Source organism: Stappia sp. TSB10P1A (assembly GCF_900185725.1).
GTDB lineage: Bacteria > Pseudomonadota > Alphaproteobacteria > Rhizobiales > Stappiaceae > Stappia.
In genome coordinates this window covers 261895-287536 of the sequence record NZ_FYAU01000035.1, presented here as the reverse complement: position 1 = coordinate 287536, position 25642 = coordinate 261895, and the positions used below count along the sequence as shown (strand labels likewise).

The window sequence follows — 25642 nt, the reverse complement described above, 5'->3', positions numbered from 1 at the left end:
TATCCACACGGACACACTACATTTTGCGTCAGATCAAAATCGAGCCACAACAGCTTGCTCGGAGCGCTTGACGCTTACCGACGATTCACCCTACCTTGAGGCTGTCAGGTAATCGCAGCAAGGTTGGGGCCGGCGACAAGCCGTGCGTGCCCCGCGTCCTCATCAACTGCAGCAGCGTATCCGGGAGATCCCGGTCTCGGCGTCACAACCGCGGCGGTGCGTGATGTCGGGATTTCGCGTCTTGCGTTGACGATATATCGTGACAAAAATGCGGTGACCCACTATATATAGTTATCACCCACGATAATGATCGCGTCGACACGGCGCGGCGCCACGAAACAGGAAGGCGAGCAATGGCCGGCGCGTCCCCGCGATGCGCAGGTTCGGCGGCATGGCCGTCACGCTCACCCGCGGCCTTGCCGCGACCGAAATAGCCGGCCGGCGGCCGGACACACGAAAGGGGCTTTTGGATGAAGATCGAGCGGCGTTATACGAGGGAGGGCCAGTCTCCCTATGCCGACATCGCGTTTCGCGTCGCCACCAGCGAGATCCGCAATCCGGACGGCTCTGTCGTCTTCCGGCTTGAAAACATTGACGTTCCGGCCCAGTTCTCGCAGGTCGCGGCCGACATCCTGGCGCAGAAATACTTCCGCAAGGCCGGCGTTCCGGCCCGCCTGAAGCCGGTCGAGGAGAACACCGTTCCCTCCTGGCTGTGGCGCCAGGAAGCCGACCTCAAGGCGCTGAAGAAGCTGCCCGAGGAGGAGCGCTACGGCTCCGAGACCGACGCCCGCCAGGTGTTCGACCGTCTCGCCGGCACCTGGACCTATTGGGGCTGGAAGGGCGGCTATTTCGACAGTGAGGCCGACGCCCAGGCCTTCTACGACGAGCTGCGCTACATGCTGGCGACCCAGAAGGTCGCCCCCAACAGCCCGCAATGGTTCAACACCGGCCTGCACTGGGCCTATGGCATCGACGGCCCCAGCCAGGGCCACTTCTATGTCGACTTCCAGACCGGCGAACTGACCCGCTCGGCGACGGCCTACGAGCATCCGCAGCCGCATGCCTGCTTCATCCAGTCGGTCGAGGACGATCTCGTCAACGAGAACGGCATCATGGACCTGTGGGTGCGCGAGGCGCGCCTGTTCAAATACGGCTCCGGCACCGGCTCCAACTTCTCCCGCGTCCGCGGCGAGGGCGAGAAACTGTCGGGCGGCGGCAAGTCCTCCGGATTGATGAGCTTCCTGAAGATCGGCGACCGCGCCGCCGGCGCCATCAAGTCGGGCGGCACCACCCGCCGCGCCGCCAAGATGGTGGTGGTCGACATCGACCATCCGGACATCGAGTCCTACATCAACTGGAAGGTCAAGGAAGAGCAGAAGGTCGCCGCCCTCGTCACCGGCTCGAAGATCTGCCAGAAGCACCTGACCGCCATCATGAAGGCTTGCGTCAACTGCGAGGCGGACAACGGCGACTGCTTCGATCCGGCGAAGAACCCGGCCTTGAAGCGCGAGATCCGCGCCGCCAAGAAGATGATGGTGCCGGAGAACTACATCCAGCGCGTCATCCAGTTCGCGCGCCAGGGCTTCACCAAGATCGAGTTCCCGACCTACAACACCGACTGGGATTCGGAGGCCTATCTCACGGTTTCCGGCCAGAATTCCAACAATTCGGTGCGCGTCACGGACGGCTTCCTCACCGCCGTGATGGATGACGGCGACTGGAGCCTGACCGCCCGCAAGGACGGCCGCGTCACCAAGACGATGAAGGCCCGCGAGCTGTGGGAGCAGATCGGCTATGCCGCCTGGGCCTCGGCCGATCCCGGCATCCAGTACCACACCACCATCAACGACTGGCACACCTGCCCGGCCTCCGGCGAGATCCGCGCGTCGAACCCGTGCTCCGAGTACATGTTCCTCGACGACACGGCCTGCAACCTCGCCTCGCTGAACCTGCTGCAGTTCCGTGAGGCCGACGGCAAGTTCGACGTGGACTCCTACGAGCATTGCGTCCGCCTGTGGACCGTCGTGCTCGAAGTGTCGGTGCTGATGGCGCAGTTCCCGTCCAGGGAGATCGCGGAACTGTCCTACCGCTACCGCACGCTGGGCCTCGGCTACGCCAATATCGGCGGCCTGCTGATGACCTCGGGGATTCCCTATGACAGCGACGAGGGCCGCGCGATCTGCGGTGCGCTGACCGCGATCATGACCGGCGTCGCCTATGCCACCTCGGCCGAGATGGCCGGCGAGCTCGGCCCCTTCCCCGGCTATGCGGACAATGCCCCGCACATGCTGCGGGTCATGCGCAACCATCGCCGCGCCGCCTATGGCGAGGCCTCGGGCTATGAGGGGCTGAACACCCTGCCCGTCCCGCTCGACCACGCCTCCTGCCCGGAGCCGATCCTGATCGAGCGCGCCAAGCTTGCCTGGGACCGGGCGCTGGAGCTCGGCGAGAAGCACGGCTACCGCAACGCCCAGTCGACGGTGATCGCGCCCACCGGCACGATCGGCCTCGTGATGGACTGCGACACGACCGGCATCGAGCCCGACTTTGCGCTGGTGAAGTTCAAGAAGCTGGCCGGCGGCGGCTACTTCAAGATCATCAACCGCGCGGTGCCGGAGGCCCTGCGCACGCTCGGCTACTCCGAGAGCCAGATCGCCGAGATCGAGGCCTATGCGGTCGGTCACGGCTCGCTCGACCAGGCCCCGGCGGTCAACCCGTCGAGCCTTCGGGCCCGCGGCTTCGACGACGCCTCGCTGGCCAAGGTCGCCGGCGCGCTGAAGTCGGCCTTCGACATCAAGTTCGTGTTCAACCGCTGGACGCTCGGCGACGACGTCCTGACGGGCGCGCTGAAGGTGCCGGCCGAGAAGCTGGACGATCCGGAGTTCGAGCTGCTGGCGCATCTCGGCTATTCGAAGGCGGAGATCGAGGCGGCCAACACCCATGTCTGCGGTGCCATGACGCTGGAGGGCGCGCCCTTCCTGAAGACCGAGCACTATCCGGTCTTCGACTGCGCCAACCCCTGCGGGCGCCTCGGCAAGCGCTTCCTGTCGGTGGAGAGCCACATCCGCATGATGGCGGCGGCCCAGCCGTTCATCTCCGGCGCGATCTCCAAGACGATCAACATGCCGAACGACGCCACCGTCGCCGACTGCAAGGAGGCCTACCTGCTCTCCTGGCGCCTGGCGCTGAAGGCCAACGCGCTCTACCGCGACGGTTCCAAGCTGTCGCAGCCGCTGAACTCGCAACTGCTCGCCGATGTCGACGACGAGGACGAGGATGCGGTCGAGACGCTGGTCGCCCAGCCGCAGGCGGTGCGGGCCGAGATGGTTGCCGAGAAGATCGTCGAACGCATCGTCGAGCGTGTCGTGCGCCAGCAGGAGAAGCTGCCGACCCGGCGCAAGGGCTACACCCAGAAGGCCAAGATCGGCGGACACACGATCTTCCTGCGCACCGGCGAATACGATGATGGCCGCCTCGGCGAGATCTTCATCGACATGAACAAGGAAGGCTCGGCCCTGCGCGCCTTCATCAACAACTTCGCCATTTCGGTGTCGCTCGGCCTGCAATACGGCGTGCCGCTGGAGGAGTATGTCGACGCCTTCATCTTCACCAAGTTCGAGCCGGCGGGCATGGTGCAGGGCAACGACGCGATCAAGAACGCCACCTCGGTCCTCGACTACGTGTTCCGCGAACTGGCCGTGTCCTATCTCGGCCGCCACGAGCTTGCCCATGTCCCGCCGGAAGCCTTCGGCCAGTTGGCGACGACGGCCAGCGAGACCGAGGGGCGCGGCGGCAAGAGCCACCAGGGCGTCGTCTCGCACGGCCTGATCCGCGGCCAGACCGAGCGCTTCCGCCTTGTCGGCGGTGGCGGCGAGCCGGCGGGCAACCTGACCAAGGCGATCGCCGCCGAACTCGGCAATGCGCCGATCGCGCAAGCGACGGCGGTCGCCACCGCCTTCGCCCGCGGCTCGGAAGCGGCCGTCCGGGTCGAGATCGGCACGGCCCCCGCCCCGCAGGCGCAGAGCGCGGCCGAGCGCATCGCCCAGGCCCGCATGAAGGGCTACGAGGGCGAGAGCTGCCCGGAATGCGGCAACTTCACCATGGTGCGCAACGGCACCTGCCTGAAGTGCGACACCTGCGGCAGCACCAGCGGCTGCAGCTAAGACGCGGGCCGGCCTGACCGGCCCGGCAACGGAAACGAGGCCCCGGACATCCCGCGATGCCCGGGGCCTCGTCATTTTCGGGTGGCCTCAGGTCTCACCCGAGTTGGCGGACGGTATCCGCGATGACCGTATGGATCACGGCACGGATCGTCCGGGCCTCGGCCGTGATGCAGGTCTGGATCTTCGGATCGTCCGCGTACCGCGCCCGATCCTCCGCCTCGATCTCGTCCTGAAGCTCCTGCGCCACGGCCAGTATACGACCGAACTGAAAGGCGAGGATACGTTCGCCGGTCCTGCGGGCGAGCCCCAGCGCCTCGGCCGCGTCGAGGAGTTTTTCCCGAGAGATATCCGCATGACGACGCGCGCCGAGAACAGGCCATGCGAGCGTGGTCCTGTCGGGCCATCCGGCCTGATCGAAGGCGCGGCTGTCGTAAACCGCCGTGCACAACAGGTCGTAATGCGGGGCGAGTTGCACTCCCGCCCCGGAGACGAGGAAACTCAGATTCTTCAGGTGGGCGTCATCGTTGCCGGCAAGAACGTTGAAGACCAGCCATTCGAAGAGGCGGCTGCGGGCAACCGCCATGCTGCGGCAATGGTTTGCCAGTTCGGCCAGCCGTTCGATGCTGCCCTGATTGTACTTGAATGCCCGGTCGAGATTCAGCAACTGGCAGGCATCGACGACATGCAGACGCTCCCAGCCGGTTTCGGCTTTTCTGCGGTCGAACCGCTCGATCAGATAGACAGGTTCGGGAATGTAGAGCTTCGCCACACGCGGAACCTGAAGCCGCAGGCGTGCCGCGAGCCGCATGATGAAATACTCGTTCGCCACCGAATGGGCATAGGTCGGGTCCGGATGATCCGGCTTGAGGATATGTGTCGAAGGCGTTTCCCCGACAGGCTCGAACAAGGCTTCGCCGTCGAAGTTGACCGCCAGCTTGTGCTGCGCGCCGGCGAGCGACATGCGCTTGGGGGCCGCATGGGTGAGCGGCAGCCGCGGCAGGCCGCGGATGCGCTCCGACAAGGCACTGAAAGTCAGCGGCCGGCGCTCGCCGGTGTTGTCGGGCAACTGCTCGGGAGGCACGAGCGTCAGCGAACCGACCGACTCGGCCCCGTAATGAGCAAGGAGGCCGAAGGCATCGGCTTCGTCTATGCTGGCATCGCTGGCGAGCAGGCTTCGCTGCCCTTCCTCCGGCAGCAGATTGTCGAAATACCACTGGACCGGCCGCTGGCTCGATCCATCCGTGACCACCCCGTCCACCGGCACAAGGTGGGGCGAGAGAAAATAGGCTCCCGGCGACTGGAGCCAGCCTGCGGCATAGCGGAAAGACCAGACCCCTCCCGTGTCGACAAGCTCGCCGACCCGGTGCGCGTTGATATAGGCTGCCAGGGCGCGTTCGGTCATCGCTTCGAGCCGTCTCCGGCCGGCGGCGTCGGGTCGATGTCAACGGGTGTGTCCAGCAAGATGCGGATACCCAATCCGTCCATGACCTCGAACAGCTTTGCCCAACTCACCGACGGGTTGCCGCGCTCGACCTTGGACAGGAAGTTCTCGCTGACGCCGATGCTGCCGGCGGCATCGTCCTGGCGCAGACCTTGCGCCTTGCGGGTTGCGCGTATGATGGCACCGATATCCTGCGGGCCGTTGACCGGAACTTTCATATCAAATCCTCACGTTCGTGAGGATTTATAGCACAATCCCACCATACAGGAAACAAATCCGCACGATCATGCGGATTTCCGGTCTCCAGCTCTTTCCGCCAAAGAAATCCGCATGACCGTGAGGATTCTTTATCTGCGCCGCAAGGACACCGCCAGCGGCAACAGCAGCGCGGTGACGAAGGCGGCGGCCTGGATCGCGCCATGGACCTGCGCGAAGCGGGAGAAATGGCGCGGCACGGGGATCCCGCACAGGAACACCGCCACCAGCGCGTCGCCGAGGGCGAGCACCAAGGCCGTCAGCACGGCGAGCGCGACGGCCCGGCGCGGCGTCAAAAGCCCCCAGGGCATCAGGGCAGTGCCGAGCAATCCGGCCGAGATCAGCCACAGCGCCTCCAGCAGCGCGCCGACAAGCGGGCCGGCGGCCGGGTCGACCAGCACCGCGCGGGCCGAACCGGAGAGCAGATAGGCGCCGACGAGGAGCGCGGCGAAGCGCAAGGCGGCAAGTCGCAGCGCCGCACAGGCCGTGATGGCCGGCAGCGCGCGGGCCATGTCCGGGCCGCCGTCGGCACTGCCGTCGGCAGTAGCGCTCATGACCGGCGCACCGGCAGGCCGGACTGCCACAGCAGCATGCGCGCATAGCCGGCGGCGAAGAGCAGATAGGCAAGCGCCCAGGCCAGTGCGGCGCAGGCGAAGAGGTGCACCATCCAGCCGCCCGCATAGGGCGCGAGCACCCGGGCGGCAGCGCCGAGCGCGACCAGCGCGTAGATCGCCACTTCCAGCCGGCCGGCGGCCAGCGGATGGCCGGAATGGCCCCGGCTTGCCCGCGTCATCACGGCGAGCGTCATCATGCCGAAGGTGCCGGCGGTCCACACATGGGCGGCGGCGGCGGGCTCCAGCGCGCCGGGCAGCAGGATCGCCAGCCCTTCCAGCGCGAAGCCGAGCGGCACGGTGGCAAAGCCCAGATGCAGGATCAGCAGCAGCGGATCGCGGCGCGTCGCCAGCCCGCACCAGCGCGACAGCCGTAACCCGTTGGCAAGCCCGGCGATCAGCATGGCAAGCGCGGTCGCGACATGGTCCGGCCGGGCCGTCCACAGGACGAGCGCGAGCGCGGAGACCAGCATCACGGCGCCGTCGAGGCGCGAGAAGCCGGCGGGCAGCGAGAGGGCGCGCCGCTGCACCAGCCAGTTGCGGGTGAAGGCGGGAATGATCCGCCCGCCGATCAGCATGACGAGCAGCAGCACCACGGCAATGCCGGCACGCGCGGCATGGTCGGCGACGCCGGTCAGGGCCGCTTCCGCGTGGAAGGCTGCGTTGGCAAGGCCGTAGAGCGCGACGATCACGACGATGCGCAGGTTGCGCAAGTTTCCGCCGGCGATCACCTCGCGGGCGAAGACGGCGACCAGCGCCAGTGGAAAGGCGAGATCGACGGCCATCGCCGCCCAGGCGCCCGTCAGCGCCGACACCGTGACGGCGACACGCCCGGCAAGCCACAGCAGCACCAAGGCGAAGAGCTCGCCGCCGGCGACCAGCGGCCGGCCGGTCCAGTTGGCGACCGCCGTCAGCGCGAAGCCGGCGATGATCGCCGAAACGCCGCCGAACAGCAGCGTGTGGATGTGCCAGTCGCGGGGCAGGAAAGCGGTGGGCAGGTCGAGATGGCCCGAGAGGATCGGGATCCAGACCAGGACGGACAGGGCCATCGACAGCGCGCCGAGGAAGAAGAAGGGGCGGAAACCGCCGGTCAGCCAGTAGCTGCGCCGAAGGGAAAGGGTCATTGCCGCCTCCTGAAAGGGCTTTGTCGCGAAAGGACGGCCCCGGCCGACATTCGCCGGCCGGGGCCCGTTCACACCCGCCGGATCACAGACCGCCGAGCAGTTCCTCGAACACCTTCCTGGCCTTGCCCGGCGTCTTGACCGTCTTGGCCTCGGCAAGGTTCACCGGCTCGCCGACGACGATCGCGGCCACCATGCCCATGGAGAAATGCGGCTTGCACTGGATGCCGTAGACGCCTTCCTGCGTGAAGGTGATGGAGACGTCCTGGTTCATCTTTCCGACGAAGGCTTCGGCGCCCTCCGGCATCATGCCCTTGATCGATTCGGCGTTGTGGCTCGGGTTGGTCGCGCGGAAATGCACAGTGTCGCCGGGGGCGATCTTGAGCAGGTCCGGCTCGAACACCATGACGCCCTTGGCGCCCTTGTTGAGCATCTTCACCTCATGCTCCGCCGCCGAGGCGGCGGTCCCGGCCAGGGCCAGAACGGTGGCAAGGGCAAGGGCGATCGTCCGTGTGGTCTTCATCTCGCTCTCCGTTTGCGGACCGGTGCGGTCCATTGCCTGAAGGAGTAGATGCGTCGCGGCGGGGCAACGTTGTGCCAGCGCAAATTTCGCGAGCGGTTTCACGGAAGATGGAAGAAGTCGGTGGCGGTGACGCTCTCGCCGCTTGCCGGATCGGTGAGGCGGAAGGTCAGCGCGCCGGCGGCGGACGGGTCCGCCGTCACCGTCACCCGCAGCCGGCGCCGGCCCTTGTCGTCGAGCAGGATGGCGATGCTGTCCGCCTCCTCGCCGACATCGCTGACCGAGCGCAGCTCCGCCCCGTCCGCTCCCTCGACGGTGAGCGCAACCGTGCCGCCACCGCCCGCCACATGCCACACGCGCACGTCATAGGCATTGCGCAGCCGCCCGTCGGAGAGTTCCACCGCCACCGGATTGCGCTCATGCGCGACGCTGAGCGACAGGGTCGCGCGGGTCGCGACCACAGCGACGAGGGCAATCGCCATCGCCAGTCCGGCCAGCGCGAGGGCGAGGGTTTTTGGCCGCACGAGGCGCACCGGCACGCACGCCTCGCCCTTGCGGCCGCGCTCGATATTGGTCCAGCTCTCGTAATCGATCAGCCCGCGCGGCCGCTCGAGCTTCTGCATGGTGGTGTCGCAGGCATCGACGCACAGGCCGCAATTGATGCAGGCAAGGTTCGGCCCCTCGCGGATGTCGATGCCCATCGGGCAGACAGTGACGCAGGCCATGCAGTCGACGCAGTCGCCCGCCGGCAGGCCGCTGGCGCGCGCCGCCGCCGCCTTCTTTGCGGACATGCGCGCCTCGCCGCGATAGTCGCGATAGGCGACGCCAAAGGCCTCCGCATCCCAGACGGCGCCCTGCAGGCGCGGCCAGGGGCACATGTAGGTGCACATCTTCTCGCGGGCGAAGCCGGCGAGCGTGTAGGTCGTCAGCGTCAGGCTCAGCACCGCGCCATAGGCAACGGTGCCGGCCTCGCCGGTGAGTATCTCGCGCAAAAGGGTCGGCGCGTCGGCGAAATAGAGCGCGAAGGCCCCGCCCGTGCCGGCGGCGATCATCAGCCAGATCGCATGCTTGGCAACCCGCCGCAGCGCCCGCGCCGGCGTCATCGGCAGATAGAGCTGGCGCAGCCGCTCGCGGCGGTCGCCCTCCAGCCGCCGCTCGACCCACAGGAACAGATCCGTCCACACGGTCTGCGGACAGAAGAAGCCGCACCAGATCCGCCCCGCAACCACGTTGGACAGGACCAGAACGAGGGTGGCGAGCACCAGGAGGCCGGTCAGCAGGTAAAGCTCCTGCGGCCGCAGCTCCAGCCCGGCGAGATGGAAGCGCAGCCCAGCCAGGTCGAACAGGATCGCCTGGTCAGGCTGGCCGGGACCGCGGTCGTAGCGCAGGAACGGCAGCACATAGTAAAGCGCAAGGCAGAGGCCCACGGCCGCCCATTTCAGCCGGCGGAAGCGGCCGCTCACCGACTGCGGCACGACCGGTTCTCCCGGCCCGATGGCCGGCGCGGCGCCGATGCCCGGCTTGCGGTGCAGTCTGGTGGGATGAAAGGTCATTGCCGGTCTCCGTCCGCCGGCCGCCCCCCGGAGCCGGACTGCTCGTCGAGAGTCCGGACCCTAGGCAACGGGAGGCCGACGCTCTTTGTGCCGGCACAAAGAGCGGAGCGAATTGGCAGGCACCGCGCGGGACGTCACGTCTCCGTGCCGCCGCCTTCCTTGCCGGAGGCTTCCAGGCGTCCGGCCAGCATCTCCAGACACGCCGCCCCTTCCGAGGCGGTGCGGCCGATGGTGCGGAACGTGTCAGCGATCAGCAGGCAGTCGTCCGGGCCGAGTTGCTCGACGGCGCCCTCGCGCAGGTCGTCGAGATAGCCGATGAAGCCGGCAAGGCGGACGGCACGGGTGCGGGCCGCCTCCATCAGTCGCCGGCGCACCCGCCGCGCCTCCAGCTCGGCAAAGAGCGAAACCGCCCGCTCCACCTGGTCCTGGCAGTCGCAGGGCAGTCCCATCTCGTGCAGCACATGGGCCAGCCGCGACAGCACATCAGCGTCGCTGTCGCCAAGGGCCGGCCCCATCCCGCTCACAGGCCGATCCATGTTTTCAGCCGCCGCCATGCGCCGGGATCGTCGCGCACCAGGCGGATGCCGAGATTGGCCGGCGGAATGCCGACCGAGCAGGCGCCGGCCTTGGGGTCGCGGAAGAAACCGGTCATATAGGCCCGATGGCTCCCTTGGGCGATGCGGATGCCGCAGTTCTCCACCACGCTCTCGGCACCGGTCACCGGATCGAAGCGATGGCGCAAGTAGCAGCTATCGGTCCACTCCCAGACATTGCCGGCAATATCCAGCAGTCCATGCTCGTTGCTGCCGAAATGGCCGACCGGACGCGGGGTCGGGTCGGCATCCGTGCCCCTTGCGCTCTCCGCCTCGTACATGGCGATCCAGCGCCGCGACGGATCGTCGGCATCGGCGATATCGGTCAGCGCATCGTCGCGATAGCGGCTGCCGGCGGCGAGCGACCATTCCCGGTCGCTCGGCAGGCGCCAGGCCTGACCGGTCGCCTTGCGCAGCCAGGCCGCATAGGCGGCAGCGTCGTGCCAGTTGACGCCGGTGACCGGCAGGTCCGGGTCCTGCGCCTTGTCGAGCGCAAGGCAGGCGCCGGCCGCGACACAGCGCCCGTATTCGCCGGCGGTCACCTGGCGGCGCATGATCTCGAAGGGCTGCGTGAGCGCAATTTCCTCCAGCGGACCGTTGGTCGCCGAACGGCCGACGAGATATTCGCCGGGCTGCCGATAGAGGATGCGGCTCTCCTCGATCCGCACCGTCTCCGGCGGGCCGACGTCGGCGATGTCGGCGACGCCGGCGGCACCGGCGGCCAGCGGCAGCGACAGGGCCGCGACCAGCGGCAGGAGGGTCCGTTTCGCACGCATGATGGGTACTCCCGGGAAAGACGGGGGGCCCGCGAAAGCGGGCCACCCGTGCCTGTCTGGCCGGTTACTGCACCGGGATCGGAGCCGGGGCGCTGACCTGCATCATCAGGTCGTTGTTCCACTGCCCGTCGACCTTCACATGGCCGGTGGCGCCGAGTTCGGCCGCCTCGATCAGGTTGTGGTTGACATAGGCGTAGATGCCGGGCTGCAGGAACTCGTAGAGAGCCACCGCCGCGCTGCCGCCGCGCACGAACCAGGTCTCCAGGTCGCGCTCGGGCGCATTGGCGAACTTGCCGGTCTCCCAGACCAGATCGCCATGCCCGCCGATCAGATGCGGACGGGTGTCGCGATTGGCGCTGCTGTGGATGAACAGCACCTTTTCGCCGACCTTCGCCGTCATCGCGTTCTCGCCGGTCAGCGCGTTCTTCGAGCCGTTGAAGACCACATGCGTCGGGATCAGGCCGCGCATCACCTCCAGCGTGTCGGCATAGGACTCGCCGAGGCTGTCATAGGTCTTGTAGTTGCCGTCCTCGTCCTTGGGGATGTAGAGGTCGAACTCGCCGATCGTATAGGCCGTGTCATAGCTGACCGGCTCGCCGCGATCGTCCTTGAGGCCTTCGCGCGGCAACACCAGCAAAGTGCCGCTCATGCCGGCCACCACATGCCAGGGAACCATTCCCGGAGGCGCGCAGTGATAGACGAAGGCCCCGCTCCGCGTCGCCTTGAAGCGCAGCGTCGCCTGCTCGCCCGGATTGATCAGCGTGAGGGCGGCACCACCGAGCGCGCCGGTGGCGGCGTGGAAGTCGATATTGTGGGGCATCTCGTTGGTCTCGGGATTGACCAGCGTCAGCTCCACGTAATCGCCCTCATGGACAACCATGGTCGGCCCGGGCATCGTGCCGTTGAACGTCATGGCGTGGAACTTCGTTCCCTGATCGTCCACGACGATCGTCTTCTCCTCGATGGTCATGGTAAACTCGACCACCTTCGGAGCACCGGTGGCGACACGGTCGTGCTCCATCACCGCAGGCGGCGGCACCAGGGTCGCATGCACACGCTCCAGCGTCACGGTCTGATCCGGCAGGTCCAGCGCATCAAGGGTAGGATTTGCCGATTCATCTGCGATTGCCGGGACGACCGCCATCAGAGTGGCCATAGCGGTCCCGATCAGTGCGGTGCGTCTCGTGATCATGACAATGTTCCTTTCCTGTCGTCCATCATTCTCGACAAGAAGAGGAAACACCCGTACGGAGATTTTCTTTTTGCTAAAAGGCAAACAAGCCCGGCACTGAAGTCCGGGCAAACTGCGACAAAATGGCATCTGAGGAGGGAACCACGGAATGCCACCCGCTCAACTTGACCGATCCCTGATCCGGGATCTCACGATCTTTCAGTCGATGTCGGACGAGGACCTCGACGCGGTGCTGGCCATTGCCGTCAGCCGCAGATACGCCATAGGCGCCACCGTCTTCGCGCAAGGAGAACCGGCGACCGAATTCTTCGCGCTTCTGCATGGCCGGCTGAAGGTGGTGCAGACGACACCGGACGGACAGCAGGTCGTCGTGCGCCATGTCAGCCCCGGCGACATCTTCGGCATCGCAAAGGCAATGCGCCGCACCGACTATCCGGCGACCGCCTCCGCCGTGGTCGACAGCCTCGCCCTCGTCTGGCCATCGAGCCAGTGGGACGCCTTCATCGCGCGCAGCCCGGTGCTGGCGATGAACGCCCTGCAGACGGTGGGACAGCGTCTGCAGGATGCCCACACGCGGATCAGGGAACTGTCGACCGAGGAGGTGGAACGGCGGGTGGCGCATGCGCTGCTGCGCCTGGTCAACCAGGCCGGACGCAAGACCGAGGAAGGCATTCTGATCGACTTCCCGGTAACCCGGCAGGACATCGCCGAGATGACCGGCACGACACTTCACACGGTCAGCCGGGTGATGACGTCCTGGGAGGCGCAGGGGCTCGTCTCCAGCGCCCGCAAGAAGGTGGTCGTCTGCAACGCCCACAAGCTGTTCATGCTTGCGGAGCGCTCCGACGATTGATCCGCTCGGCCGTGGGGGCACGCATCTCGCGCGGCAGCGGCCGCTCGCCGAAATCGACCAGCGAGCGGTGCAGCGGCCGCCCCTCGTCGTCGGCGATCACCGTCAGCCGGGCATTGCCGAGAAACACCTCGAGCCGCCAGGTGCCGGCATCCTCGCCGACGCCCTGATAGAGCCGGCCGGTCACATGGCCGGCGCGCAGCTTCTCGCGAAAATCGTCCGCCGACAGGCCGAATCCCTCGGCCAGCACGCCGGCATCGACGGTGAAATCGGCGGGCGCATCGGCTTCCATTGCTTCAGCTCCCGCCGGCGATGGCGGCGTCGAGCTCGCCGAGGAAGCGGTCGAGGGGAATGCCGTGCTCGCGGCAGGCCTCCTCGACATCGTGGATGCGCGCGACCGGGCAGCCGATGCACATCATCTTGTGGCGGATGAACACGGAGATCGTCGCCCGGTAGTCGTTCATCAATTCGCCGACGAGCGTTTCCGGCCCGATCCTTCTTGCCGTTCCGCTTCTGAAATCCTGATGGCTGGACATGGGAGGACTCCCCTTGCAACGTCAGGCTTACACTAACCCCGGCCGCCTGCATCCGTCTTTGCGCGGGAGCAACGAAGGTGGCGGATTGTCCGGCTAGTCCTGCAGAGACCCCGATCTTGCAAGGACGCCGGCCATGGCCTCGCAGACCCGCTCCCTCTCCGCCAGTCCCGCCTCTGCCTCCCGCACCCTGCCGCCCCGTCATGGCACAGCCGCAGCCGCCTCTTCGCGGCAAGGCACCGACGGCTGGTGGCTCGCCGTCGCCTTCCGCCCGCTGTTCTTCGTCGCCGCGCTGCAGGCCGTCGCGGCCGTGCCCGCGTGGCTCTGGATCTACACCGCGGGCATTGCGGAGGTGGCTGGCCTGCCGGCGCTGACCTGGCACGCGCATGAGATGGTGTTCGGCTTCCTGCCGCCGATCATGGCCGGCTACCTGTTATCGGCAACGCCCAACTGGTCCGGCCGGTTGCCGACCGCCGGCACGCCGCTGGCGCTGCTGGTCGGCCTGTGGCTCGCCGGCCGCCTGGTGCCGTTCGTTGCCCCGCTGCCGCTGGCGCTTGCGGTCGATGCCGCCTTCCCGCTGGCGGTTTCGGCGCTGCTGCTCCGGGAGATGCGGCTCGGGCGCAGCGGCCAGTCGCGCCATGGTCTGATGCTGTTCCCGGTGCTCACCGCCGCCGCCCTCGCCCACCGGCTGTTCGGCGACGATCCGGCGACAGCCGCGATGATGGCTCGCACGGGCATCGCCGTCGCCGCGCTGCTGATCGCCGCCGTCGGCGGGCGTCTGGTTCCGAGCCTGACGCGCAACGCCCTGGCCGGGCGCGGCGCCGAACGGGTGCCCGCTCCTTACGGTCGATTCGATATTTTCGTGCTTCTCGCCACCAGCGCAGCGCTGCCCGCCTGGGTGCTGGCGCCGGATGCCACCGTCACCGGCGCGCTGCTGACCGGCGCCGGGCTGCTGAACCTTGCAAGGCTGCTGCGCTGGCGCGGCTGGTTGCTGCGTCGCGGCGATATCCTGGCCCTGCATGCCGGCTATGGCTGGCTGGTAACCGGACTGCTGCTCGCCGCCCTTGCCGCGCTGCCCGGTCTCGCCCTGCCGGCGGATGCCGCCTTGCACGCGCTCACCGCCGGGGCGATCGGCAGCATGACGCTTGCGGTGATGAGCCGCCTGGCGACGACGCGCGGACCGGGCGGATATGCCGGACGGTGGCTGTGCGGGGCGGCGCTGCTTACCGTGAATCTCGGCGCCGTCCTTCGCATCACGGCTCCGATCGCGCCAGAGCATTACCTGCCGCTGGTTGCCATGGGCGGCCTGTGCTGGAGCCTGGCCTATCTTCTCTTCGCCGTCGCCCAGACCCGTCCGCTTCGGGCGGCTGCAATAAATTGAGCACACGCAACATTCAAATATACGTAACAATAAATATACATAGAGCAAAACAGGGGTTTGTCTACGATAAAATACATATAAACGTCAATTATACTGACGTAAAATTGGGGAAAACGCGGGAGTTTCAAGAATCTTGTTTCAAAAACTGGAAATTTTACGCATTGACTCACTGGAATTGCGTCGAAAAATGGTTTTTATTCGTATGGAGACGGAGACAGAGGCGGGCACAGGATGACTGAATCCGGACAAAGCGATGCCGATGGCACCGACCGCCGCCGCTGGCGTATGGAGCTGCTGGCCTTTCTGGTCCTCGCCTTCGGCGTCTGGCCCTTCGTGGCGGTCGCCGTGGTCGGCACCTACGGGTTTGCCGTGTGGATGCTGCAGTTGATCTTCGGACCGCCGGGCCCGCCCGCGGCACTGCTTTGAGGTGCCGGCATGACCCTGCCTTTCGACGGGACACGCCGCCGCTTCCTCACCGGCCGTCCGCCTCGCCCTGACGCAACACAAATGCCGCTCCCGCCCTGGCTGGCCGCGAGTGCGCTCGACCTGTGCACCGGCTGCGGCGCCTGCGCGGCGGCCTGCCCCACCGGCATCGTCAAGATGACCGGCGAACGCCCGGCCCTGTCCTTCGCCGCCGGAGAATGCACCTTCTGCGGCGCCTGCGCCGAGGCCTGTCCGGAAGGCCTGTTCGATCGCGAGCGGGAGGCCCTGCCCTACCGGCCGCACATCGCCGCTCACTGTCTGCCGCACGCCGGCATCGACTGTCAGGCCTGCCGCGATGCCTGCCCGCAGGAGGCGATCCGCTTTCCGCCCCGTCGCGGCGGCCCGTTCCTGCCCCAGGTGACCGCCTCGCTCTGTAGCGGCTGCGGCGCCTGCGTCGCGCCCTGCCCCGTCTCGGCCATCGAACTGCGCCCCGTGCCGGAGGCCTTCGATGCGTGAGGCCGCCGCTCCCCTTGTCATTTCCAGTGCCGTCGTCTCGGTCCTGCCGGACCGGCTCGACAGCGTTGCCGCAACTCTCGCCGGCCTTGCCGACGTCGAGGTGCACGCGGCCGAGGGCAGCAAGATCGTCATCGTCCTGGAAGCGCCGCGCGGCGCCGCCGGCAACCGGCTCGTCGAGATCTCCCTGCTCGACGGCGTGGTGTCCGCCAACATGGTTTTCGAACATAGCGAGGAGGTCTGACGATGGAGCTTGAGCTCTCCAGACGCGACATGATCAAGGCACAGGCCGCGGCGGTGGCCGCTGCCGCCGCCGGCATCGCCCTGCCCGCCACCGCCCAGCCCATTCCCGGCGGCATCGGCACGCTGGACATCAAGTGGTCGAAGGCGCCCTGCCGCTTCTGCGGTACCGGATGCGGCGTCATGGTCGGCGTCAAGGACGGTCAGGTCGTCGCCACCCATGGCGACATGCAGGCGGAGGTCAATCGCGGCCTCAACTGCATCAAGGGCTATTTCCTGTCCAAGATCATGTATGGCGAGGACCGGCTGACCACGCCCCTGATGCGCAAGCGCGGCGGCAGCTACCACAAGGACGGCGAGTTCGAGCCGGTCTCCTGGGACGAAGCGCTCGACCTGATGGCGGAAAAGGCCAAGGAGACGCTGGCGGCCAAGGGCCCGACCGCGCTCGGCATGTTCGGCTCGGGCCAATGGACGATTTTCGAGGGCTACGCCGCCACCAAGCTGATGCGGGCGGGTTTCCGCTCCAACAATCTCGACCCCAACGCCCGCCACTGCATGGCCTCCGCCGCCACCGCCTTCATGCGTACCTTCGGCATGGACGAGCCGATGGGCTGCTACGAGGACTTCGAGCATGCCGACGCCTTCGTGCTGTGGGGCTCGAACATGGCGGAGATGCATCCGATCCTGTGGACGAGGCTGGCCGACCGGCGTCTTGGTCATGAGCATGTGCGGGTGGCGGTGCTGTCGACCTTCACCCATCGCAGCATGGACCTTGCCGACATCCCGATGATCTTCAAGCCGGGAACGGATCTGGCGATCCTCAACTACATCGCCAACCACATCATCGAGACAGGCCGCGTCAACGAGGACTTCGTGCGCGACCACGCGGTGTTCATGACCGGCCAGACCGATATCGGCTATGGCCTGCGCCCCGACAACGAGCTGGAGCTGAGGGCCGTCGGCGCCGGCGATCCGGGCAAGATGGAGCCGGCCGACTTCGAGGCCTTCCGCAAGATGGTGTCCGACTACACGCTGGAGAAAGTCTCGGCGCTGTCGGGCGTCGAGCCGGATTTCCTGCGCGAACTCGCCGAACTCTATGCCGACCCGGACCGCAAGGTCATGTCGCTGTGGACCATGGGCTTCAACCAGCATGTGCGCGGCGTCTGGGCCAACCACATGGTCTACAACCTCCACCTCTTGACCGGGAAGATCTCCGAGCCGGGCAACAGCCCCTTCTCGCTGACCGGCCAGCCCTCGGCCTGCGGCACGGCGCGCGAGGTCGGCACCTTCGCCCATCGCCTGCCGGCCGACATGGTGGTAACCAACCCCGAACACCGCAACCACACCGAGGAAATCTGGAAGCTGCCGCACGGACTGCTGCCCGACAAGCCGGGCTATCATGCGGTCGAGCAGGACCGGATGCTGCGCGACGGCAAGCTCAACTGGTACTGGGTCCAGGTGAACAACAACCTGCAGGCCGCGCCCAACACCAGCCAGGAGACCTATCCCGGTTATCGAAATCCGGAGAATTTCATCGTCGTCTCAGACGCTTACCCGACGGTGACGGCACTTGCCGCCGATGTCATCCTGCCCGCTGCCATGTGGGTGGAAAAGGAAGGCGCCTACGGCAATGCCGAGCGGCGCACCCATGTCTGGCACCAGTTGGTCGATGCCAAGGGCGAGGCCCGCTCCGACCTGTGGCAGATGATGGAGTTCTCCAAACGCTTCACCACGGACGAGGTGTGGCCCCAGGAGATCCTCGACGCCAATCCCGACTATCGCGGCAAGACGCTCTACGAGGTGCTGTTCGCGAATGGGACCGTCGACCGCTTTCCGCTCGCGCAGATCGACGCGGACTACGAGAACCAGGAGGCCAAGCACTTCGGCTTCTATGTTCAAAAGGGCCTGTTCGAGGAATATGCGGAGTTCGGCCGCGACCATGGCCACGACCTTGCACCCTATGACCGCTACCACCAGGTGCGCGGATTGCGCTGGCCGGTGGTCGATGGCGAGGAAACCCGCTGGCGCTATCGCGAGGGTTACGATCCTTACGTGAAGCCGGGCGAAGGCGTGCGCTTCTACGGCCGCAAGGACGGGCGCGCGGTGATCCTCGCCGTGCCCTACGAGCCACCCGCCGAGGTGCCCGACGACGACTACGACCTGTGGCTGGTGACCGGCCGGGTGCTCGAGCACTGGCATTCGGGCTCGATGACGATGCGCGTGCCCGAGCTCTACAAGGCCTTCCCCGGCGCCCGCCTCTTCATGCATCCCGACGACGCCCGCGCCCGCGGCCTCAACCAGGGCAGCGAGGTCGTGGTGACCTCGCGGCGCGGCGAAATCCGCACGCGCATCGAGACGCGCGGGCGCAACCGCATGCCGCGCGGCGTCGTCTTCGTGCCGTGGTTCGACGCAAGCCAGTTGATCAACAAGGTCACGCTCGACGCCACCGATCCCATCTCCAAGCAGACGGATTTCAAGAAATGCGCAGTCAAGGTCTCCACCGCGTAGCCGCGCACGCGCTGCTTGCCGGCCTTCTCGTGTTCGCCGTCGGCCTGGCGCTGCCGGCGTTCTCCCAGGACGCGCCGCGCCTGCGCGGAACGCCCCAGCCGATGGAAAATGCTGCGGCTCCTCCGGTGGCGAAATGGATCGTCGACGACGTACGGCGGATGCGCGCCTATCCCGAGCAGCCGCCGGTGATCCCGCATTCGATCGAAGGCTACCAGCTTTCGGTCAACACCAACCGCTGCCTGTCCTGCCACAAGCGGGAATACACGGAAGGGTCCGGCGCGCCGATGATCAGTGTCACCCATTACATGGACCGCGAGGGCCAGATGCTGGCGGACGTGTCGCCGCGCCGCTACTTCTGCACCATGTGCCACGTGCCCCAGTCGGACGCCCCGCCGCTTGTCACCAACCTGTTCCGCGACATGAGCGAGCTCGGCGCCCGGCCGGCCGGGAGCCGCTGAGCCATGTGGGGTCGTCTGAAGTCCCTCGCCCGGCAGGCCTGGACCATCTTCGCAAGGCCGAGCGTGCATTTCGGCCTCGGCTTCCTGACCCTCGGCGGCTTCGTCGGCGGCGTGATCTTCTGGGGCGCGTTCAACACCGCGCTGGAAGTCACCAACACCGAGGCCTTCTGCATCAGTTGCCACGAGATGAAGGACAACGTCTACGAGGAGATGACGCAGACCATCCACTTCTCCAACCGCTCGGGCGTGCGGGCGTCCTGCCCCGACTGCCACGTTCCGCACAACTGGACCGACAAGATCGCCCGCAAGATGCAGGCCTCCAAGGAGGTCTGGGGCCACCTGTTCGGCACCATCAACACGCGCCGCAAGTTCCTCGACCTGCGCCTGGAACTCGCCAAGCACGAATGGGCGCGGCTGAAGGCCAATGACAGCCTCGAATGCCGCAACTGCCATTCCTCCATCGCCATGGATTTCACCCGCCAGACAGATCGTGCCGCGGCAATCCACCAACGCTTCCTCGTCAGCGGCGAAGCGACCTGCATCGACTGCCACAAGGGAATCGCCCACCAGCTTCCAAACATGGAAGATGTGGAGCCGGGCTGGCGCGTCCCGCCGGAGTTCAGGCAACTGGAGGGCAAGGAGGAAGCGGCCCTGCGACAATTGACCGGGTATCTGTCCGATATCCCGTCCTCAAAGTGACTTTCCCGGCCGACCTTTGGCATGACCCGTCCCACCCGGCGGTTTTCGTGATAGGCTCTCGTTCCGTCGGTCCAGGACGGCAAAAAAGCGCCGGGCCGCACCGGGGAGCGAGACATGCACGGAATGGAAAGGGCCACAGGCCGGATCGCAGCGCGCGTGGCAAAGGGACTTGCGGGCCTTGCCCTCATGTCGATCCTCATCGCCACGCCGCCGGCCGCCGCCGATCACCTGCTCCCGGGCGACCGGGTCGGCTCCAACATCAACGAGATTGCCGACACGCTCGCCAAGCACGGCTACGTCACGCTGCGCTACATGAACAAGGAAGGCCGGATCGAGATCGTCGCCCGCAAGGGCAACGACACGGTGTTCCTGCTGATCGACGCGGCGACCGGATTGCTCGAAACCGCCGTCCATCAGGATGGCGAACCGCGGCTGGAGCGCCCTGTCGTCCCTGCGCCGCAGGGCGATGAGGAAAGCCGGAGGCCGGCCGCCGATCACGACGCCGACGACACGATTTCCGCCCTGCCCAGTCCCGACCGGACGATCTCCCCAGCCTGATCGCACGCGTTCTGGCTATCGCCCCCGAACGGCCGCAGCATCGTGGTCCGGCGTGCCCTGTTCAGCCGGGTCGGCGCCGTTTCAGCGCCCCTTCAAAGATATTGCTCGATCAGGTCCGCGACCTGGCGATCGCGCGCGCCTTCGCTCTCGCCGCCGAACACCACGGCGATGACACTGCGCCCGCCACGATGGGCGGAGGCGGCAAGGTTGTAGCCGGAATCGCGGATATAGCCGGTCTTGATACCGTCGACGCCGGCAACGCGGCCAAGCAGGTTGTTGGTCGCCCGGTGGGTGGTGCCCTCATAGGTGAAGCTGCGCGCCGTAAAGGCGCTGGCACGCCCGGCATGCCGGCTTTTCAGCGCGCGCGACAGGGTCGCCATGTCGCGCGCAGTGGTGACCTGACGCGGATCCGGCAGCCCCGAGGCGTTGACGAAACGGGTATTGCCCATGCCAAGGCTGCGCGCCTTGGCCGTCATCTGCGCGGCAAAGGCGTCCTCGGAGCCGGCAAGCGTCTCCGCGACCGCCACCGCGACGTCATTGGCCGACTTCACGGCCAGCGCCTGGATCGCCTGGGAGACGGTCAGCCGCCCCCCCACCTTCAATCCGATGCGCGCCGGCGGCTGGCTTGCCGCCTTCGCGGAGATCGACAGCGGCGTATCGAGGCCGACCCGGCCCTCGGACAGCGCATCGAACAGCAGATAGAGCGTCATCATCTTGGTGAGCGAGGCCGGGTAGCGCAGCGAATCGGCATCCGCCTCGTGCAGCACCGTCCCGGTCGCCGCATCGACGACGATGGCAGCCGGGGCACGTCGAAGCGCACTGCCCTGTGGCGCCAGTGACAGTTCCGTGCCGATCGAGGGCGCGGGAAGCACCGGCAGCGCCGCGACCTGCACGGCTCCCACCGGCTGGCGCGAGGCATGCTGCGAGGTGCTGGCTGCGGTCTGGCAGCCGCCGAGCGCGAGAGACACGGCAAGGACAAGCGCCGCGCGGCGCCAGCGGCGCGAGGTGGCGTCCCTCGCGGTGGTCAGAGCGTTCACCATTCCGGCTCCGGATGAAGGAGGCTGATCGGCGCGCACCTTATCGGATCGCGGCGCCGGGAAAAAGTCCCGCCTCGGCCGACATGACGGAAAGGGTCGAGGCACGCGGCCTCAGGCGACCAGGGCCTTGCCCATGCCTTCCGGCAGAGCGGTGCCGCGCCCGCCGGACAGCGCCTGCGCCAGTTCGATGAACAGCTTGGCCGGCAAGGGCGGGGCGAAAATGTAGCCCTGCGCGGCGGAGACGCCGAGTTCGCGCAGGCGCTCGATCTGTTCCATCGTCTCGACGCCCTCGGCGATGATGCCCATGCCGAGATTGTCGGCGAGTTCGACCATCGTGTCGACGATGGTGGTGGAGTTGTCGTCCGTCCCCAGGCTGTCGATGAACATCTTGTCAATCTTGATGATGTCGATGCCGAGCTTCTGGAGATAGGCGAAACCGCCATGGCCTGTGCCCACATCGTCGAGCGCCACGCGCACGCCGATCGCCTGCATCTCGGCGATGATCTTGCGGGCGGTGTCCATGTTGGACAACGGCTGGCGCTCGGTCACCTCCATGACGATCTGCTGAAAGGCGATCTTCGAGCCGCCAAAGATCTCTGTGATGTCCTCGATGATCTGCCGATCCTCGAAATGTCCGGCAAACAGGTTGATCGACAGCTTGAATTCCGGATTCTGGTAATAGAGATCGCCGACCTCGACACAGGTCTTGCGCATGATCTGACGGGTCATCTCGAAGATGTGGCCCGACGTCTCGGCGAAGGTCATGAAGGCGCCCGGCGAGATCACCGACCCGTCCGGCCGCTGCCAGCGCATCAGGACCTCACAGCCGCGCAGACGGCCCGTTTCGATGTCCATCACCGGCTGATAATAGGGGATGAACTCTCCGCGCCGGATCGCCTGGACGAATTCGTCCTCCGCCTCGCTCTCCGGGCGCCAGGAGAACCAGACGCTGACCGCCACGAACAGGATCGCGAAACAGACGCAAGCGATCGCGGCGACCACCTTGAGATCGCGCACCAGATTGTCGGCGGCCGAAGCCGGCGCCGAAACGGTCGCCAGCATCGGATACTTCTCCGAGGCCACCTCGACGACCATCTCCCGCTCGCTCTCGCGGGAATTGATATGGCTGTACTCGCCCGAGCGCAGCCACGTCACCCCGTCGCCCAGCCGCAGTTCCACATGCCGGTGAGCGCGCAGGTATTCCGGCCCCGGGTCGATGGCGATCGCGACAGGCGAGATCTCCGCCAGGAGCCGGTTGCCGGTCCCGATCCGCCAGCTCACCAGGGCAACGCGCGTCCCTTCATAGACACGCTCGCGCATGCCGATCCCGACCAGCGGAGAATCCGCCTGCAGGACGGGCAGCACGGGCTGCCCCCTGCTCGGCTGGTCCGGCACATTGCACATCATCACGCCGCCGGTATTGACGACGCCGAGCATCTGCACGAACGGCGCCTCGATCAGACCGGCATTGAACGCTGCCCTATCATCCGCCGAACAGGTCACGTGGCCCTTCTGGTGCAACCCCTGCAACACCGACACCGCATCGCCGATTGCCTTTTCCGCGCGCAGGACATAGCGCTCGGCAATCGCCTTCATCTCCGCCTGCGCCTGTGTTACGGCGTAGGTGTTGAGCACGTAATTGGCCGCGATCAGGGGAGCGATCGCCAGAATGAGGGCGATCACCAAAGTCTTGAGAAAGCGGGTATAACGGTGCGGCACGCAGCGATCCGGCATTTGATGGAATGTCAGTATCCGCAGCTTTCGTAAATGACCCCTGAAGGCGCGGCCGCAGGAGAGAAAAAAAGCCGCCGCGCCCTGACAACAAGAGCAACCCCGACAACGAGGAGCGCGTCAAAGCATGCAGGCCCTGTTCATTGGCCAAGCCTATATCGACATCACCTTCCTCACCGATACGCTGCCGACGGGCGACGAGAAGGCGATCGCGCGTGATTATGCGGTGAGCTTCGGCGGCAATGCGGTGACCGCCGGCTTTGCCTGCGCAAGGCTCGGCATCGCACCGGACATCCTGTGCTCGCAGGCCGATGACTGGCTGGCCCGAATGTTCCTCGACATGGCCGCCAAATACGGCATCTCGATCCATGGACGGAAGGTGCGGGAATCCTCCCTCTCCTTCATCATGCCCAAGGACGGCAAGCGCGCCATCGTCCGCTGCCGCGACAACGATTTCCTTCACCCCTTTCCGGTGCTCAATCTTGCCGGCTGCCGGGCGCTGCATCTCGACGGCCACATGCCCGATGCCGCCCTGCACTATGCCAAGGCCGCCCGGGCCGCAGGCATCCTGACCTCGCTCGATGGCGGTGCCGTGCGCGAGAATACGGACGAATTGCTGCGCTATATCGATGCCGCTGTGGTCTCCGCCCGCTTCTGCGAGCAACTCGGTCTCGGCGTCGAGGAAACGCTGGACTACCTGCGCGAACGCGGTTGCCCGGTCGGCGGCGTCACGCTCGGAGAGGACGGCATCTTCTGGTATGAGGGCGGCGGTCCGACGCAGCGCATGGCCGCGCTTAACGTGCCCAGGGAGCGCATCGTCGACACGAACGGCGCCGGCGACGTCTTTCACGGCGCTTATATCTATTCCTGGCTGCGCAATGAAGATGCCGGCTTCGAGCAGCATTTCCGCTTCGCCCGCGCCGCCTCCGCCCACGCGATCCAGCACCTGGGCAACGAGGACAGCCTGCCGTCGCTCGCCGATGTCGAGCAGGCGATGGCGGAATGGCCGGAAAAACCTCTGGCCGCGGTCATCTAGCTGAAAAACAAACAGGCGACAAATCGCTCTGAACAATCTGAGCGCGCAGCTTGTCCTTGCGCTCCATTTGACGCATCGTAGCGGTCCGCAGGCAGGGAGCGGACACTCAAACACCACTCGGAGACGTCTGAATGACCTATCTTCCCCTTCGCCGCGTGCGCGCCCTTGCGATTGCCTGCCCGCTCCTCCTCGCGCCGCCGGCCCTTGCCTTCGATGCCTCCGGCAACGAAGTGGCGGACACGTTCTTCCAGATCATCGAAGCCGGCAAGGCGGCCGTGACCGGCTATGACAGGGTCGAGGAATCCGGCGGCAAGGTGACCATCACCGGGCTGCGCGCCGCGCTCGACGATGGCGGCAAGACCACCAGGCTGACGATCGCCGAAACCTCGTTTCAGGACGCCGAAGTCGACGCCGACGGCGGCCTGACCGCCGGAGCCATGGCGATGAGCGGCGTCACCATCGAGGACCAGCAGGACGGCAATGACGTCCGCGTCACCGCCGCGCTGATCGCCATCGACGATCCGGTCCTGCCCTCGGCCGCCACGATCAAGGCCAAGGCCGACAGCGACGCGATGGCGCCCGGCTATTCGCGTGCCGAAATCACCGGCATCCTCATCGACACCGAGAAGGATGGGAAAATCCCGATCGCCAGCGTCGTCGCCGTGGTCGACGAAATGGATGGGGATCTGCCGACCGCCGGCTCGCTGACGGTGAAGGGCATCGAGATCACCGCCGCCAGCCTGGACGAGGACGGCCGCAAGTCTCTGACCGACCTCGGCTATGACAAGCTCGTGCTCGGTCTCGCCCTGGAAGCGGAATGGGACCCGGACGCCGGCGTTCTCGACATTTCCGACCTGACGATTTCCGGTGCCGAAGCGGCCACGCTGAACGCCTCTCTGACGCTCAAGGGCATGACCCGCGAGGTCTTCGCGAAGCTCGAAGCCGCCCAGGGCAACCCGGAAGAGGCCATGAGCATCATGCAGGGCCTCGAGGTGGTCAGCCTCGCCCTGCGTCTCGACAATGAGTCGCTGGTCGACCGCCTGCTCGACGCGCAGGCCAAGGAATCCGGCGCCTCGCGCGAGGAATTCGTCGGTCAGTTGAGCGCCGCCCTGCCCATGCTTCTGTCGGTGATCGGCAATCCCGACTTCCAGCAGAAGGTCGCGAGCGCGGCCACCACCTTCCTGAAGGACCCGCAGTCGATCTCCGCGACGGCGGCGCCCGCCGCGCCGGTGCCCTTCGCTCAATTGCTGGGAGCCGCAATGATCGCGCCGCAGACGCTCCCCAACCTTCTCGGCGTGACGATCGCCGCGAACCAGGACTGACGTTCCGGCGGGAGGGGCACCGCCGCGACACAGCAGCAACGATCCCGGCGTGGGCAAACCCGGCGCCGGTTTCGGTTTGAGTGACCGCTCCTCCGAGCGGATCCGCTTTCCCGATCCGATCCGCTTAT

25 protein-coding genes are annotated in these 25642 nt (G+C 66.6%); 12 read left to right on the top strand and 13 right to left on the bottom strand.

Features of this window, described 5'->3' with window-relative positions; translation table 11 throughout:
- Nucleotides 1–470 precede the first annotated feature (470 nt).
- On the top strand, nucleotides 471–4163 hold the full coding sequence (locus tag TSB10P1A_RS18590) for a vitamin B12-dependent ribonucleotide reductase (RefSeq protein ID WP_186389430.1): 3693 nt from the start codon (nucleotides 471–473) through the stop codon (nucleotides 4161–4163).
- 94 nt (nucleotides 4164–4257) lie between these two features.
- On the opposite strand, the gene TSB10P1A_RS18585 is transcribed toward TSB10P1A_RS18590, so the two are convergent.
- The 9 genes from TSB10P1A_RS18585 to nirK form a co-directional block, all read right to left on the bottom strand.
- Nucleotides 4258–5565, bottom strand: coding sequence for a HipA domain-containing protein (locus tag TSB10P1A_RS18585; RefSeq protein ID WP_186389429.1), 1308 nt, complete (start codon nucleotides 5563–5565; stop codon nucleotides 4258–4260).
- The gene (locus TSB10P1A_RS18580) at nucleotides 5562–5822 is read right to left on the bottom strand and encodes a helix-turn-helix domain-containing protein (protein WP_186389428.1); all 261 of its coding nucleotides are present in this window, start codon (nucleotides 5820–5822) and stop codon (nucleotides 5562–5564) included. Before TSB10P1A_RS18580 ends, TSB10P1A_RS18585 begins: the two co-directional genes overlap by 4 nt.
- Before the next feature lie 129 nt (nucleotides 5823–5951).
- Nucleotides 5952–6413, bottom strand: coding sequence for a hypothetical protein (locus TSB10P1A_RS18575; protein WP_186389427.1), 462 nt, complete (start codon nucleotides 6411–6413; stop codon nucleotides 5952–5954).
- Complete coding sequence (locus TSB10P1A_RS18570; RefSeq protein ID WP_186389426.1) at nucleotides 6410–7594, bottom strand: NnrS family protein; 1185 nt, start codon at nucleotides 7592–7594, stop codon at nucleotides 6410–6412. Before TSB10P1A_RS18570 ends, TSB10P1A_RS18575 begins: the two co-directional genes overlap by 4 nt.
- Nucleotides 7595–7676: 82 nt before the next feature.
- Nucleotides 7677–8114, bottom strand: coding sequence for a pseudoazurin (locus TSB10P1A_RS18565; RefSeq protein ID WP_186389425.1), 438 nt, complete (start codon nucleotides 8112–8114; stop codon nucleotides 7677–7679).
- 98 nt (nucleotides 8115–8212) lie between these two features.
- Entirely contained in the window at nucleotides 8213–9664 is a 1452-nt protein-coding gene (gene ccoG, locus TSB10P1A_RS18560; RefSeq protein ID WP_186389424.1) for a cytochrome c oxidase accessory protein CcoG, read from the bottom strand.
- A gap of 134 nt (nucleotides 9665–9798) precedes the next feature.
- Nucleotides 9799–10179 carry a hypothetical protein gene (locus tag TSB10P1A_RS18555; protein ID WP_244293181.1) on the bottom strand — a complete coding sequence of 127 codons (381 nt, stop codon included), beginning with the start codon at nucleotides 10177–10179 and terminating at the stop codon, nucleotides 9799–9801.
- Nucleotides 10180–10184: 5 nt separating this feature from the next.
- The gene (locus TSB10P1A_RS18550) at nucleotides 10185–11033 is read right to left on the bottom strand and encodes an SUMF1/EgtB/PvdO family nonheme iron enzyme (protein ID WP_186389422.1); all 849 of its coding nucleotides are present in this window, start codon (nucleotides 11031–11033) and stop codon (nucleotides 10185–10187) included.
- 64 nt (nucleotides 11034–11097) lie between these two features.
- Nucleotides 11098–12225, bottom strand: a complete 1128-nt coding sequence (gene nirK / locus TSB10P1A_RS18545; RefSeq protein WP_186389421.1) for a copper-containing nitrite reductase — start codon at nucleotides 12223–12225, stop codon at nucleotides 11098–11100.
- Between the two features lie 148 nt (nucleotides 12226–12373).
- Between nirK and TSB10P1A_RS18540 the strand changes: the two genes are divergently transcribed.
- The gene (locus TSB10P1A_RS18540; RefSeq protein WP_186389420.1) at nucleotides 12374–13078 is read left to right on the top strand and encodes a Crp/Fnr family transcriptional regulator; all 705 of its coding nucleotides are present in this window, start codon (nucleotides 12374–12376) and stop codon (nucleotides 13076–13078) included.
- Here the strand turns inward: TSB10P1A_RS18540 and TSB10P1A_RS18535 are convergent.
- Both TSB10P1A_RS18535 and TSB10P1A_RS18530 read right to left on the bottom strand, forming a co-directional pair.
- Nucleotides 13050–13367: a DUF6522 family protein gene (locus TSB10P1A_RS18535; RefSeq protein WP_186389419.1), complete on the bottom strand. Its 318-nt coding sequence runs from the start codon at nucleotides 13365–13367 to the stop codon at nucleotides 13050–13052. The two genes, TSB10P1A_RS18540 and TSB10P1A_RS18535, sit on opposite strands and share 29 nt — an antisense overlap.
- A 4-nt stretch (nucleotides 13368–13371) precedes the next feature.
- Complete coding sequence (locus TSB10P1A_RS18530; protein ID WP_186389418.1) at nucleotides 13372–13611, bottom strand: DUF1858 domain-containing protein; 240 nt, start codon at nucleotides 13609–13611, stop codon at nucleotides 13372–13374.
- 133 nt (nucleotides 13612–13744) lie between these two features.
- Here TSB10P1A_RS18530 and TSB10P1A_RS18525 point away from each other — a divergent pair, with 133 nt between their 5' ends.
- From TSB10P1A_RS18525 to TSB10P1A_RS18490, 8 genes are all read left to right on the top strand, one after another.
- Nucleotides 13745–14989 carry an NnrS family protein gene (locus TSB10P1A_RS18525; RefSeq protein ID WP_186389417.1) on the top strand — a complete coding sequence of 415 codons (1245 nt, stop codon included), beginning with the start codon at nucleotides 13745–13747 and terminating at the stop codon, nucleotides 14987–14989.
- 231 nt (nucleotides 14990–15220) lie between these two features.
- Nucleotides 15221–15415 (top strand): periplasmic nitrate reductase, NapE protein, encoded by a 195-nt coding sequence (gene napE, locus TSB10P1A_RS18520; protein ID WP_186389416.1) that lies wholly within the window; start codon nucleotides 15221–15223, stop codon nucleotides 15413–15415.
- 9 nt (nucleotides 15416–15424) lie between these two features.
- Nucleotides 15425–15928 carry a ferredoxin-type protein NapF gene (gene napF / locus TSB10P1A_RS18515; protein WP_186389415.1) on the top strand — a complete coding sequence of 168 codons (504 nt, stop codon included), beginning with the start codon at nucleotides 15425–15427 and terminating at the stop codon, nucleotides 15926–15928.
- Nucleotides 15921–16169, top strand: a complete 249-nt coding sequence (locus TSB10P1A_RS18510; RefSeq protein WP_186389414.1) for a chaperone NapD — start codon at nucleotides 15921–15923, stop codon at nucleotides 16167–16169. The genes napF and TSB10P1A_RS18510 overlap by 8 nt, the downstream gene beginning before the upstream one ends.
- Before the next feature lie 2 nt (nucleotides 16170–16171).
- A complete protein-coding gene (gene napA, locus TSB10P1A_RS18505; RefSeq protein WP_186389413.1) occupies nucleotides 16172–18673 on the top strand; it encodes a periplasmic nitrate reductase subunit alpha in 2502 nt (833 codons plus the stop codon).
- Nucleotides 18646–19131, top strand: coding sequence for a nitrate reductase cytochrome c-type subunit (locus TSB10P1A_RS18500; protein WP_186389412.1), 486 nt, complete (start codon nucleotides 18646–18648; stop codon nucleotides 19129–19131). Before napA ends, TSB10P1A_RS18500 begins: the two co-directional genes overlap by 28 nt.
- Before the next feature lie 3 nt (nucleotides 19132–19134).
- Nucleotides 19135–19830, top strand: a complete 696-nt coding sequence (locus TSB10P1A_RS18495; protein ID WP_186389411.1) for a NapC/NirT family cytochrome c — start codon at nucleotides 19135–19137, stop codon at nucleotides 19828–19830.
- Nucleotides 19831–19986: 156 nt separating this feature from the next.
- On the top strand, nucleotides 19987–20388 hold the full coding sequence (locus TSB10P1A_RS18490; protein ID WP_186389410.1) for a hypothetical protein: 402 nt from the start codon (nucleotides 19987–19989) through the stop codon (nucleotides 20386–20388).
- Nucleotides 20389–20480: 92 nt separating this feature from the next.
- Here the strand turns inward: TSB10P1A_RS18490 and TSB10P1A_RS18485 are convergent, their stop codons facing one another.
- Complete coding sequence (locus TSB10P1A_RS18485; RefSeq protein WP_186389409.1) at nucleotides 20481–21428, bottom strand: D-alanyl-D-alanine carboxypeptidase family protein; 948 nt, start codon at nucleotides 21426–21428, stop codon at nucleotides 20481–20483.
- A gap of 108 nt (nucleotides 21429–21536) precedes the next feature.
- Nucleotides 21537–23144: an EAL domain-containing protein gene (locus tag TSB10P1A_RS18480; protein WP_208984334.1), complete on the bottom strand. Its 1608-nt coding sequence runs from the start codon at nucleotides 23142–23144 to the stop codon at nucleotides 21537–21539.
- Nucleotides 23145–23283: 139 nt separating this feature from the next.
- Here TSB10P1A_RS18480 and TSB10P1A_RS18475 point away from each other — a divergent pair, with 139 nt between their 5' ends.
- Both TSB10P1A_RS18475 and TSB10P1A_RS18470 read left to right on the top strand, forming a co-directional pair.
- The gene (locus TSB10P1A_RS18475; RefSeq protein ID WP_186389407.1) at nucleotides 23284–24192 is read left to right on the top strand and encodes a sugar kinase; all 909 of its coding nucleotides are present in this window, start codon (nucleotides 23284–23286) and stop codon (nucleotides 24190–24192) included.
- Between the two features lie 131 nt (nucleotides 24193–24323).
- Nucleotides 24324–25514, top strand: coding sequence for a hypothetical protein (locus tag TSB10P1A_RS18470; RefSeq protein WP_186389406.1), 1191 nt, complete (start codon nucleotides 24324–24326; stop codon nucleotides 25512–25514).
- The last annotated feature ends 128 nt before the right edge of the window (nucleotides 25515–25642 follow it).